Raw genomic sequence first — 13135 nt, 5'->3', positions numbered from 1 at the left:
CTTCATCAATTTTAAAGTGATAAAAATTTTTTCTCGTCTCAAAATAATTAGACAATTTTATAATTAGACAATTTTATAATCAGACAATTTTATAATCAGACAATTTTTTTCAATTCTCTATCTCGATCTGGATAAATATGTTTCCTGCTGTTATGGATGCTCAATTAGCTCTAAGTTTTGTAATCAGTAATTTACCAAGTAATAGTATCTTTAATATAGCTAAGATTATTTGTTTAGTTGGTATAGTTGGAATAGTTACGATTGCTGTTAGTATTTTCCTTCCTAAAATTAGTGAGTCAGTCACCGAGCGCTTAATTTCCCTTCAATTTCAAGAAGTTTATCAGCAGGTATTGACACCTTATCAAAATCAGATAATTTTGGTAGTGTTACTAACAATTATTGACATCATCATTTTACTTTCTCCCTTAGAAGAATGGCTAAAATTATTTGAATTTATCTTTGGACTCGTAATCGCAATTATTTTCATTTGGTTAGCGCTGCGTATATTTAGACAATTTTTTGATGTTTATTTGCTTAATGCAGCCCTGAGGACTCAAAGAAAATTAGATAGTGAGATTTTAATTCTCGCAAAATTTTTGGCTAATGCTACTATCGTTTTAATTATTATTTTTCTATTTGCTCAAACACATAGAATTAATTTAGTCGGTTTGTTAGCAAGTTTGGGAATTGGAGGTTTAGCAGTTGCTTTTGCCGCTCAAAAAACCTTAGAACAATTGTTAGGGGGTGTTGTACTTCATCTGGATCGTCCTTTTGTTATTGATGATTATGTACACTTACCTGATCGCACCTTTGGTAGAGTTGAGTCCATTGGTTGGCGTTCTACAAAGATTCGTACTTCTGGTAAAGGTAGTTTAGTTATTATTCCAAATAATATCCTTACTCAGGTTAGTATTGAAAATTTGACTAATGCTAAAAAGGTAATTTCCTTAATTTATTTGACTTTATATAAGGCTATATCTCAAGAAGAAAGAGCTTTAATTCGTCAAGTAATTTTGGATAGCACTAAAGATATTTTTGGCTTAGATAATCGTATTACAAAAGTAAATTTTAAAGATATAGTTGATGACTTAGATCAAAATATTGTAGAAGCACAAGTTACTTTATTTTTACTAGGTTCGGGAGAAATATCAATGGAATTACGCAAGCAACTCCTGGATATCGCTAGACAAAATATTAGTTATAAATTAAAGGAATATGGCATCATCTTTGATATCAAAGAGAAAACTATCAATGTCTCTTCACCTATTAATTTATAAAAATTAAATACAATGGATATAGAATCGATACTAAATGATTTTATTCGTTTTGACGAAGAAGCTCAAAAATTTTTAGTTATTCTAGGACTGAGACTAGTAATATTCCTAATACTTGTAATATTTTCTTTACTATTAGGTCGCTATACACTCTTACTTGTTAGGCTGATTGTTAAACAATTATTTCCAAAGAAATCCATAAAAATTTACGAGAATTTACTTGACCCTTTAGGTCATTTAATTAAACTGACAGGTACACTTCTTCTGTGGAATTTTTGTTTAAAAATAATTTCTAGTTATCAAAATCTATATCAGTTTTTAAAGTTTTTTATTGACTTGGGATTGATAGTCAGTATTGCGTGGCTTGTGTCTCGTTTATTTAAACAGTTTGTGCGTATTTATGGAGTTGTTATAATTGACAAACTAGGAAAGTCTGCAGATGATTTTATTTTAGTTGCTGAGACTGTTTTCAATGTTATTATTGGATTCACTGCAATTGTATTTTTTGCCCAAACTAATAATGTAAATTTGCTGGCTTTAATTACTGGCTTGGGTATAAGTGGTATTGCGCTTGCTTTTGCTGCCCAAAGAGTTTTAGAACAATTATTAGGTACAATTGTATTATACTTAGACCGTCCTTATGTTCCAGGAGAATATATCCGCGTCAATTTTAATCCTCATGCTGAAGATATATACGGTCGAGTAGAATCAATAGGCTTGCGTTCGACAAAAATTCGACTAGCTGCAAAAAATACTCTTTTAATTGTTCCTAATTCTCTGATGGCAACTAAGGATATTGAAAACATTACCAGGGGTAAAAAGGTAATGGTACTACTCTATCTAGATTTTGTTCGAGTATTGGAAAAACATCAGCAATCTTTCGTGGTCAAAGTGATTCAAGAAAGCACTAATGCTGTATTTGGTATCGACCCCGGTAGTACGGAGATTAATTTTTTTCAAATTGACGAGAGACCTGGAAGTCGTGCGAGGATAACTTTTTTTATCTTAGGTTCAAGTGAAGATTCTACTCAACTGCGTAAGCGTTTATTAGAGTTAGCCAATACAAAAATTTCTCAAATGCTTGAGAAAAATGGTATAAGATTCTCAATCAGTGAACCAACAATTTATGTAGATTCACCAATTCCAATTTAATTATTGAAAATTTTGGTTTGTTTACGATTACGTTTTACAAATAACTTATTTTGTTCGGTTCAGTTAAACCCTATGATTATTAAACTTCTGTCTTAGTTGTAAATGAAACGTTTGAGTAAAATCACCAGGAAAAAAAACTTCCTTAAATTTCAAGCTCTGAAGTTTTTTTTTGCAGTCATAGCTTTATGTATATCACTATTTATTGTTCCATTTTCAGGTAGCTACGCCCAAGCACCAGCAAACCCTACGCCAAATGTAACCACAACTCCAAATTCTAACCCTGAAGCGATGGGAGTAATACTTGGAGGAGAAAAACTTTTTGATATTCGAGCAGGGGTTGGGGCTTTTACAGCAGAGGAACGCGCCAGAGCTGTAACAAATCGTTTAAAAGCGATCGCAGAAGACCCAACAGTCAAAGTAAACACATTTGCTGTGGATGATAAACCCGAAACTACTAATTTAACTGTGGGAAATCGGGTACTGTTAACGGTAACCGATGCGGATGCTAGAGCTTTTGACCAAACACGACAAGCACTAGCAAGAAGCTATCTAGCAAAAATTCAGACACAAGTAGTTCAATATCGTCAAGAACGCAGTCCAGAATTTATACGTCAAGGAATTATCAATACTGCGATCGCCACAGTAATATTTTTAGCGACATTAATTTTATTTGCTTTCTTATTCCCCAAACTTTATACCCAAGTCAATACTTTCGGGAGCACGAGAATTCCCGCATTGCGAATTCAAAATTTTGACTTGTTACCTGCAACTCGAATTTCCTCGTTACTAATTTCCATACTCAAGTTCCTAAGATGGATTTTAACCTTGGGAGCTTTAGCGTTTTATATACCTTTAGTTTTAAGTTTCTTTCCTTGGACTAAACAATTTGGAAGACAGGTTTTTCAATACTTTGTCAAAGCTGCTGTAACCTCTTGGGAAGAATTTATCAAGTATCTACCAAATATTTTTGCTTTATTTATTGTTATTTTTGTTACTTTTTATTTAATTAAACTGCTTGGCAATTTCTTTATAGCAATTGAACGTGGTAACCTGACCATTCAAGGTTTTTATCGAGAATGGGCAAGACCAACTTATAAATTGTCTGTCTTTTTAATGATAATTTTAGCTGCAGTAGTAGCTTTCCCTTATTTACCAGGATTTGGTTCTCCAGCTTTTCAGGGAGTTTCTTTGTTCCTAGGTGTACTTTTTTCCTTAGGTTCCACAGCTGTTGTCGCAAATATAGTTGCTGGGATTATTTTGATTTACACCAGAGCATTTCAAATTGGCGATCGCGTGAAAATTGCTGATGCGATTGGGGATATTGCAGAAAAAACTTTGTTAGTTACGCGGATCCGAACGATAAAAAATGTTGTAATCACTTTGCCCAATTCTACGGTTTTAACGAGTCAAATCGTTAATTATAGTGCGGCTCAGTCCGATCCCGAACATCCACCGCTAGTGCTTCACACTAATATCACTTTGGGCTACGATGTACCGTGGCGTAAAGTCCATGAAGTCTTGATTGATGCAGCAAAAGTAACACAAGATATTCTTACTGAACCAGTACCTTTTGTATTGCAAAAAAGTTTAGATGACTTTTATGTCAGCTATGAGTTAAATGCTTATACCAAACGTCCTGCTATTATGGCGCGAATTTACTCGGAATTGCACCAAAATATTCAGGACAAATGTAACGAAAATGGTATTGAAATTCTTTCTCCCCACTACTCTGCGATCAGAGATGGTAATCAAATAACTATTCCAGAAAGTTACCTTCCTGCAGATTACACCCCACCAGGAATAAGAATTTCCCCCTTAAATGGGATATTTAATTACCTTAATAATCAATCTCAGTCTTCATCTACTCAGAAAACAACTGAAGGAAAAGATTAAGTTTATTTGATTTATCTGAAAGGGATATCTGCGTAATTAATTTATTAGTAGCTGCCTATTAGCACTTTCCAAGATTAAAATGGAAATCACATCAATTTAATAAATCACTAATAAATCATTGCAACAGATTTTCCGTGCGGTGTAGCTGCGCTTAAACTGCAGGTGCGGCTCAGCCTCTGTCCAGTCTTTCAAGAAAAAACCCCTTTCTTTAAACTTGATTTCCTACAAATTGAGTTTCCAAAATAACCTCGTATTTCTTAGCATCATCCTAAGTAGGGCTTGCTGTTCGCACAGCGTAGCGTTAGCTAAAAAAGTAGAGTTTCGCGAATCTAGAAGCCACACAGCGTACAAAATATTAGTTTCGTCCTTTGGTTTCTAATTTACCTAAAGATATCAGGGAATAAAGTGCAAGGTTTTTGAGACTATAAACATTATTTCCTTGCACTTGTTTGACACAAAAAAGCTTAAAAACCTTGTCTGTTATAGGTTTAAGTTTTATTCAGTAAGCCCTAAGTAACAGATTCGTATTAAGCAATAAATCGATAACTAGAGATCATTATCGGAATTATCAAAAGATTGGGCGACGAAAGTCTGATTTGAGGATTTTGTTGTTAATCGAAGTACTGCATTGAATCGAGAGGTATCTCCATTTACTATTGCAATTCTTTCAGCTCTGATTTGTCGTTTCGATTCTAGGTATTCTTTTATTGTTTGAAAACGAGCCAGTAAAATTTCTTTGGGTTCGTCAGCTTGTCTGTGAGTAGTTACTTGTAAACGTAAAGCCGACTGTTGTTGTAAGATATCTGCGACCCGATCCAATCTTTGGATATCTATTTGAGTAAGTTGAGATTCATTACGGGTAAATGATATATCTCCCACCGCAGGAGAAATTCTGTTCATACTGACCATCGCAGATGGATAAGCCAATCTGGTTTTAATGTCATCCGCTAATAACAACTGAGCATCCGAACTAATGTCACGTTCGCTTAAATATATGACCTGGACTTTTAATGGTGTAGTGGGAGTAGTAGTAACCTCATAATTAACTATTTCAGCTGGTGGTGGTAATCGCAGACTGCTCATAGCTGTTTGTATTTCTTGAGTGAAATTAGCATGTAGCTGAGCAATTGTAACAACTGCTGGTTCTACTGTTTCTGGTTCCTGCTGCGGTAAAGAGCGAATTACCTCATTGGATGCTGTAGGGATCTCAATTAATTTGAGAGTTAATAATTCTGGTAGCTTATTCAAACGCCGAGCAAGTTTTTTTACATAACTATTTTGTTCTTCTGGTGTGTACAACTTACTAGTAAAAACCTGAATTTGAATGAATAATCTCTGCTCTTTTGGTCGGGTTTCCATTCCACCAATAAAAGAACGCGGCTCACCATTTGGTAAATTAGCAAAATTTTCTTGCCATATCTCCTTTACTGCTGAATTAATCGAATTTTCCTCTTGTTGGCGCGCAACTTCTCGCTTTAGCTGCCTAAATGATTGATTGAGAGGAATAAAAATTGCAACTATAGTGAATAAAATCAACATAAACCGCGCTGGAAGCGTACCAATCTTCCTTAATTTCTTGGAAGCTGGTAAGTTTTCTAGGATATTTCGCATCCAGATAGTTTCTTTATCTTGTTGACGCCATTCTCTAATACTTTGTTTTGCACGCGCGCTGTCAACATTTAATGCCAGAAAAACTATCATTGCAGTGAAAGTGATGGCTACTAAATTAGTAAAAAATAACAATCCACCACCGCTAGCAACCTGTAATCCATTAGTAAAACCTTGACTTGCTGCAATCCCTAAACCGTAGCCCACCACACATAATGGTGGCATGAGGGCAACAGCGATCGCAACTCCAGGAATAGAAGTAACGACACCCTTTGGCTGTTTACAAATCGCTACAGAACCAACTGCACCAGAAAATAAAGCCACAACCAAATCTAAAACATTAGGGCGAGTGCGGGCTAAAATTTCGGGTGTCATTTCCTTAAATGGAAGCAACCATACCAAAAACAATGCAAATGAAATAGCCACACCACAACTCAAAATTAGCTTAATTAGTGCCCGCCAAGCTAAAATCACATCGCCTGCTGCTAGTGATAACCCATTAGCGAGAATAGATCCCATTAATGGTGATATCAACATTGCACCAATAATTACCGCAGGGCTATTGAGTACCAATCCCAAAGTCGCAATTCCCGCAGAAAACAGAACTTCAATCCAGTAGCTGACATCTTTCAAACTTACCGATTTGTATATTTCTGTATAAACCTGTTCTTTGCGAACTGGACTTACACCCAAGTTATTAGATAACCAGTTTCGAATCATAGTAAGCAGCTTGTTTGAATGATTATGTTAATTATTAGAGTATTTTTGCTGAGTCATTATATTTTTGGTGAATCAGAAATTCATCATTAATATGATGACAGTAGTAATCCTAAGATTTCTACAATGTATCAATACAAGAAGTTATAAATTTATAATAATTAATTGATTGAAAATTAATTATTGAGAGTTCAAAATAATTATTGAGAACATTGTATTGAAAGTATCAAATTCAAAACCATAGAGTTACACATTATATTGAATTAAATCATGGATTAAGCGATTAAATTCTTGCGTACAGACTTCACATTCTACTTTAGTGATTTGTATAATTTTTGATGTCTACGATACTTGATAACTATTGTAGTTCTTGTAATCTATAAAGATATTTTTGATTCCAACTTCTCGTTACAGCTTTGAAATTTTGTCTTATATTTTATCAAAGTTCAAATAACTCCAGTAGAATATCTTAAAATTACAATTTTACTTATTAGCTATTTTAAAAATTTTTGAGCTTCATTCCAGGTTGAATTCTGGATTTTTGTGAGAAAATGCAAGCTAACATAAATATATGTGGATTTTTTTATGAGTCAAGACTTAACACAAAAATGGCTGACAGAAATTCAGAGATTGAAACAAACTATAATTGATTTACAAACCCAACTGACATCGGCTTGGGAGAGTTCGGAGAAATGGCGTAAGCTTTATAATACTGAGGCAGAACAACGTCGTACAGACGTACAATTATTTCAAGAAACTATAGCTTCTTTAAAGTCAGAAATTCGACAAATAAAAGGTACCGATGATGGAAAGTTACCAGATGCTCAAACAGCTACGAAAATTCAGGATGAAGTAGAAAAACTTAATTCGATTAAAGAACTGAAAGTCAAACTAATTGGTGTAATGAAAGAACGCGATCGCTTACAGCAAGCTTTAAAAACGGAACAAGAGGTGCATATTCAAACCCGTAAAAGCCTTACTACAGCTTTGGGCGATGCGATTGATGGTTTTAAACAACAGAAAACTAAAGTTAGTAATGGGAGGAGCGAACAGTAAACAGCAGTCCGTGAGGGCTTGGCGTTAGAAATAAATTGCTAGCCTAAGGACAAAGCGTACCCTAGATATTGTGTGTACAGTAGGACATTAAGCTATCACTGATACTCAAAATCCCATAGCTTTAGCAACAGCGTTGATATTTGGTTTTATACCTTTTTTAAACTGGGGATTACTATGATTAATTGCTGTATCTGGGTCTTTTAAGCCATTTCCCGTCAAGACACAAACAACTGTTGCTCCAGTGGGTACTTGGTCTTTTACTTTCAATAAACCTGCTACAGAAGAAGCGCTTGCAGGTTCGCAAAAAATACCTTCTGTCGATGCAAGTAATCGATAAGCATCAAGAATTTCTTCGTCGCTTACAGCATAGAAATTACCCATACTAGCTGATTTTACAGCAACTGCTTTTTCCCAACTGGCTGGGTTACCGATACGAATCGCCGTAGCGATGGTTTCCGGATGCATCACTCGTTCGCCCTTAACTAAAGGTGCAGAACCCGCAGCCTGAAAGCCGAGCATTTTAGGTAAACGGTCGCATTTTTGGTCTTGATGATATTCACAAAATCCCATCCAGTAAGCAGAAATATTACCGGCGTTACCAACTGGGATACACAACCAGTCTGGAACATTTCCCAAAGTATCTACAATTTCAAAGGCTGCTGTTTTTTGTCCCTCTAAACGATAGGGATTAACAGAATTCACCAAGGTGACGGGATAATTACGGGCTATTTTTTGCACAATTTCTAAAGCTTCATCAAAGTTACCCTCGATCGCCAGCACCTCAGCTCCGTAGAGTAAAGCCTGTGCTAATTTACCCAAAGCAACATAGCCATCCGGAATCAAGACAAAAGCTTTCATCCCCCCACGCTTTGCATAAGCAGCAGCTGCTGCTGAGGTATTTCCGGTACTGGCACAAATTACTGCTTTTGCTCCAGCTTCTTTGGCTTTAGAAATTGCCATTGTCATCCCTCGGTCCTTAAAGCTACCGGTGGGATTGAGACCATCGTATTTAACAAAAACGTTTACTTGTCTGCCAATACGTTTTGCGATCGCAGGAACTGGGATAAGGGGAGTATTACCCTCTAACAGAGTTACTACCGGAGTTTCTTCGCTTACAGGCAAGTATTCACGATATTGCTCTATCAATCCACGCCACGGTTGGCGTTGAGATGTCGCAGCAGACAGGCTTAAAGTCACGGTTTTTAATAGGCCTCTTAGTCAGAAATAAAAAACTTTAAATAAAAAAATGCAGGCAATTGTTACGTATCCTGTAACCGAAATCTTGAATTTACAAGATGGATCTACAAGATAATTGCCGCTTTAATTATCAAGCAATGCAATATATTATTGTATCCTTTAACATGTATAGATCAACAGCCGGGATCCATTTCTTCAGGATTTAATATTTTTCAATATTTAATATTTTTCCAAATTTATTCGATTCAATTCCACAGGATTTAGTTAGACTCCCATGGTTTAATTTTCATTGAGTTTCACTTGGTGCGCATGTAGCTTTTGTTGCGCTATGTACTTAAGTGACTCAGTATTTATTTAATTCGCAATAATTACGGATGACAATGGCAAATATATAATAATTTAATGATTACTTTATATTGCACCATTATAATATTTCTTATGGTGTGAGTTAAATTTTAATTCAGTTAAAAATGTCTATATCCAGTGTGTCCGATCGAGAATCTCAAACTATGGTGGCAACGAAGTTAAATCAATCTCCTTATAAGGTTGACCAACAGGTCAAGTTCATGCATTTACAAGCTGAGGTGGATTGTCTACTTCAAGAGCTAAAACATTTACAACTCAAAAGATTGGCTGCGAATACCAAACAAGAATAAAAAAATCACTTTTTCTGAATCCAAATATAAAACACCAATTACTCCAATCTATGATTTAAAAGGATTAATGTCTTAGACAATATCCATCAGTATTTTTCCATATGTGACATGTTTCCACCCCATATTTGATTCAGCGAGTGTGGCAGCATGTCACTTCTAATTGGAGATCCATCTAATTTCAGATAAAGCTTCCCAGGACAGCAATAAGACATTATTGTAATTATTCTGTCCCATCCTCAAGTCTTGCCAGCAAAATTTCAAGGCGTGCAAGGTTACTTTTATTTAACCTTTTTTGCGTTGTTAACCATGATTTTGCACGCGAATCTCCAAATTTTGCAGCTAAAATTAGAGCCCCCCATGTTTGAACTTGGGGGCGATTGGGATTGACTTGTAGCGCGGCTTTAACGCGATCCCACAATCTACCTCTATCTGCTTTGAGCAAGCTGACTATTTCTTTGGAATTGCTTGGCGACTTCTCAAATACTTGTAAAGCTTTTTCCCAGCGACCATCAATTAAATAGACTTGTATTTGTTGGCTGGGACTTGCCCAATTGATATTTGCTTGCTTGGTACTAAGTTCTGAGTGCAAGCGAATTAAGTCAATTTGAGCGATGGAATCTGCAGATATTTTGCCTTTGTGTTGCTTTTGGATAAATTGTAACCACTTAAAGGCTGGAGTCCACAAACCCTTGCGAGCAATTAGTAAAGCTTTTTGGTAACCCCTATCTTTGAAGGTTGGAGGTTTAAGGGTGATCGAGCGAAGTCTAATTGGGTTGCGAATAGAGTTAAAGTACTTAGCCTGATAAACGCGAACTCGAGGCTCAAAACCAACTGTTTGGTTAACAACTAGTTCTTTTATCTTGTCCCCTGTTACTTGCTGCCATTTTGGAAGGTCTCCTGATGGACTACTCCAAGGCTGCATTACTTTCAAGTGTTTGCGTTTTGGATTGTAGTAAATAATATGACCGTAAGTCACACTGTGGTTGCCGGAATTATGCTGACCCTGGAGATAAAACCACTTTCCTGGTGGAAGATTATTTCCTCGAAAGGACTCAATCTGACTTAAGGGTAAGGCAATATTAGCACCTTGGGTTTCGTTAGTAATATTTACCAAGGGAGCGATAACAAAAGATTCTTCTGGACCATCAATTGCTAAGCGTGCAACCATTTCATAGTATTTTTCTGGCGTTTCTCCAGTTCGCTTGGAACGATTGTAAGCCCTTAATTCAACAATTTTCTGACAATCTGACTGACAGTTGGGTCTTTTTTGAAAAATAGGAAGTAGAAAGGATTGGTCAGTAGTTTTTGCTAAGGGTAAGACTTTTCCTGCAATTTGTCCTTGGTGATATATAGCATTTTCGATTTGTTTGCGACTTTGGGGTAAGTCGAGATCTACATCCTTAATTTTTGCCCATTCAGGTAGTAAATGATTGACCCAGAGAACCTCACTTGGTCTGACAATTAATAAAAAACCAATCCGAATAGAGGTAATCGCAAGAGCACCACCAGCAAACAATAATACAATTGCAAAAGCTGTAAAAAGTGATATTCTCTTTTGGCGACGTTTGTGAATTTTTTTGCGTTGAATTCTTTTTTGTTGGATTCTTTTATAAATTTTTTTGATGGCTTTTCTTTTTGATGACTTTCGTGTCGGCTTACGCGAACAATTCTCCATGTTATTTATGATTCTATAAACATAGTATTTATACGAAGTTATTTTTCTTTTATATCCGGCTTTGAGAATTACAGCAATCTTTCAAATTTCTCTGATGAAGATATACTTTTACCTGTTTTGAAGGTGATAAAAAATAGATCGCACAATACGATCACAAGTGGCGTTGCAGCGCATATAGAGTATTAATACTTAACAGAAGTCGTACTAGCAGATCGCAAATACTAGAATTGCACCTGTGGATAAGATTAACACAAAGATTAGAGACCAGCTTAGTTTATTTGTAACAAGAGCAAATAATTTTTGCTAGCCTATCCGTACATTATATTTTGGAATCCCATGATATAAAAAACTAGCATTATCTTTATTTACTCTTAGCCAGCCATACTTGATTCACCATTATCTATCTTGGGTAATACATTAAATATTCATTTGCTAGCTAAATTTCAGGTTTATAAACTCTCCCATGAAAACTGTTCCCGTATAAAACCAGGACTTACGCAACGGTCTTCGTAGCGTGTCCGTAGGACATAGATTTGTCATTGCGACCGAAACGCAGTGCAGGGTTAGCGGATCCGTAAGGTAGCGCAGAAGACGGCGTCTCCGTTTAGGAGATAACAATCCCAGAGTTTTCGTGTTAGCGGATCCGCAGGTAGCGACTCTGTAAGTAGCGCAGCTATAGCTATAGCGTGTCCGCAGGACATATACGTCGCTGTCGCTAGCCCGCAGCAAAGCTGTTTGTTGACGCAGCTACGCTGAACACTGTAGGTGCGTGCTAACGTAATGACGCCATTAGGTTAATTTTGCGTAAGTCCTAAAAACTATGAATGTGAGATTTTAGAGAGATGTTTTAAGATAAATACGCTTGACTAACGCCCAAAAACTTCATTTAAGAATAATTATCTTTATTTAGCAATCGCATACATGTCAATCCATTGAAACATTATATAAACAGAATATTAGATAAATGTATGATGCATCTTATTTTTTGTAAATCAAATTTAATAAGTAATTTTTAAATAAATATTTGCGTTCTATTATGTATATAAATAGTAAAAAGGGTTATTAAAAAAGTCTAAATAAACAATAAAAGTCGAACTTATTTTGTTGTTTAAATAATTTATTAATTTTGGAATTTTTCATAAAATGCAATCAATTAACTGTATATAAAAATATGATTTATTTCTCATTATTTTATTTATAATTTTTGTTTAGCCACTAATGAAGTCAATTATTTAAACATAAATCCATGTTAATATTTTATTATATAAATGATATCTTTTGTGAAAGATGATTATTAATGACTTAGATTTTTTAGGAATAGTAGAAGAAAAAAATCAAATATTTGGAGGAATGTTTGCTAAGGCTCAAGCTATCGCAACAACATCTCCATATTCAAGCTTTGCAATAGCTTCAGGTGTTGCTTTTGGTGATTTATCTTCTACAAATGTTCAGACTTCGACTATAAATTATAAAACGAATTTATTCTCAGGAGGTTTTGCATTCGCTGATGCAAGTGCCGCAGCAATAACTAATAATACTGTTCATCTTGCTTCAAGTACTAGCATCTCTTATTTTTTCAGATTCAATTTATAGTTATCGAACATAATAAAAAATAGGTCTGATCGTAGTGATTTTTTTAAATCTATTAGTACCACATTTTCTATACTAGCAAAAATAGTTTTCTGCTAATTATAAAACTGCCAATATCTGTACATACTTACCCTTGCTCATTTAGTGCGAGGGATTTATATTAAATTACCAACTTAAACACATTTTATTAGAAGAATAAATTCTATATATAGCGATTCTATTTATTTTTACAAATGATTTAGGACTGCTACATAAGATATTTCCCTCCTAATGAAAAATCTATTCCAGACCTTAAATCTCATGTCCGGAATAGAGTA

The 13135-nt window shown here is 35.2% G+C and carries 9 protein-coding genes; 6 read left to right on the top strand and 3 right to left on the bottom strand.

Annotated elements, in window-relative coordinates; genetic code table 11:
- Positions 1–137: 137 nt before the first annotated feature.
- The 3 genes from BC008_RS00315 to BC008_RS00305 all read left to right on the top strand — a co-directional run bounded on the left by BC008_RS00315 (position 138) and on the right by BC008_RS00305 (position 4319).
- Positions 138–1277 (top strand): mechanosensitive ion channel family protein, encoded by a 1140-nt coding sequence (locus BC008_RS00315; protein ID WP_201026055.1) that lies wholly within the window; start codon positions 138–140, stop codon positions 1275–1277.
- Between the two features lie 12 nt (positions 1278–1289).
- Positions 1290–2426, top strand: coding sequence for a mechanosensitive ion channel family protein (locus tag BC008_RS00310; protein ID WP_027844275.1), 1137 nt, complete (start codon positions 1290–1292; stop codon positions 2424–2426).
- A 102-nt stretch (positions 2427–2528) separates the two neighbouring features.
- On the top strand, positions 2529–4319 hold the full coding sequence (locus tag BC008_RS00305; protein ID WP_036266192.1) for a mechanosensitive ion channel family protein: 1791 nt from the start codon (positions 2529–2531) through the stop codon (positions 4317–4319).
- A 546-nt stretch (positions 4320–4865) separates the two neighbouring features.
- On the opposite strand, the gene BC008_RS00300 is transcribed toward BC008_RS00305, so the two are convergent.
- Positions 4866–6647: a DUF389 domain-containing protein gene (locus tag BC008_RS00300; protein ID WP_058182923.1), complete on the bottom strand. Its 1782-nt coding sequence runs from the start codon at positions 6645–6647 to the stop codon at positions 4866–4868.
- A 582-nt stretch (positions 6648–7229) separates the two neighbouring features.
- Here BC008_RS00300 and BC008_RS00295 point away from each other — a divergent pair.
- Positions 7230–7700 (top strand): hypothetical protein, encoded by a 471-nt coding sequence (locus BC008_RS00295; RefSeq protein WP_027844277.1) that lies wholly within the window; start codon positions 7230–7232, stop codon positions 7698–7700.
- Positions 7701–7805: 105 nt separating this feature from the next.
- On the opposite strand, the gene thrC is transcribed toward BC008_RS00295, so the two are convergent.
- Complete coding sequence (gene thrC / locus BC008_RS00290) at positions 7806–8897, bottom strand: threonine synthase (RefSeq protein WP_027844278.1); 1092 nt, start codon at positions 8895–8897, stop codon at positions 7806–7808.
- Positions 8898–9367: 470 nt separating this feature from the next.
- On the opposite strand from thrC, the gene BC008_RS00285 reads away from it, so the two are divergent.
- Entirely contained in the window at positions 9368–9553 is a 186-nt protein-coding gene (locus BC008_RS00285; protein ID WP_027844279.1) for a hypothetical protein, read from the top strand.
- Between the two features lie 220 nt (positions 9554–9773).
- On the opposite strand, the gene BC008_RS00280 is transcribed toward BC008_RS00285, so the two are convergent.
- Positions 9774–11228, bottom strand: a complete 1455-nt coding sequence (locus BC008_RS00280; protein ID WP_027844280.1) for a hypothetical protein — start codon at positions 11226–11228, stop codon at positions 9774–9776.
- Positions 11229–12515: 1287 nt separating this feature from the next.
- Between BC008_RS00280 and BC008_RS00275 the strand changes: the two genes are divergently transcribed.
- Complete coding sequence (locus tag BC008_RS00275) at positions 12516–12821, top strand: hypothetical protein (RefSeq protein WP_027844281.1); 306 nt, start codon at positions 12516–12518, stop codon at positions 12819–12821.
- Positions 12822–13135: the final 314 nt, after the last annotated feature.

Origin of the sequence: Mastigocoleus testarum BC008, assembly GCF_001456025.1 — a bacterium.
In the GTDB taxonomy this organism is placed as follows: Bacteria; Cyanobacteriota; Cyanobacteriia; order Cyanobacteriales; family Nostocaceae; genus Mastigocoleus; species Mastigocoleus testarum.
The sequence above is the reverse complement of the archived record's forward strand: the minus strand, read 5'-3'. Positions and strand labels throughout refer to the sequence as shown.

What these genes read in the sequence shown, in the direction of transcription:
- BC008_RS00315 (WP_201026055.1), top strand. Translation starts at nt 138, where the DNA reads ATGTTTCCTGCTGTTATGGATGCTCAATTAGCTCTAAGTTTTGTAATC.
- BC008_RS00310 (WP_027844275.1), top strand. Translation starts at nt 1,290, where the DNA reads ATGGATATAGAATCGATACTAAATGATTTTATTCGTTTTGACGAAGAA.
- BC008_RS00305 (WP_036266192.1), top strand. Translation starts at nt 2,529, where the DNA reads ATGAAACGTTTGAGTAAAATCACCAGGAAAAAAAACTTCCTTAAATTT.
- BC008_RS00300 (WP_058182923.1), bottom strand. Translation starts at nt 6,647, where the DNA reads ATGATTCGAAACTGGTTATCTAATAACTTGGGTGTAAGTCCAGTTCGC.
- BC008_RS00295 (WP_027844277.1), top strand. Translation starts at nt 7,230, where the DNA reads ATGAGTCAAGACTTAACACAAAAATGGCTGACAGAAATTCAGAGATTG.
- BC008_RS00285 (WP_027844279.1), top strand. Translation starts at nt 9,368, where the DNA reads ATGTCTATATCCAGTGTGTCCGATCGAGAATCTCAAACTATGGTGGCA.
- BC008_RS00280 (WP_027844280.1), bottom strand. Translation starts at nt 11,228, where the DNA reads ATGGAGAATTGTTCGCGTAAGCCGACACGAAAGTCATCAAAAAGAAAA.
- BC008_RS00275 (WP_027844281.1), top strand. Translation starts at nt 12,516, where the DNA reads ATGATTATTAATGACTTAGATTTTTTAGGAATAGTAGAAGAAAAAAAT.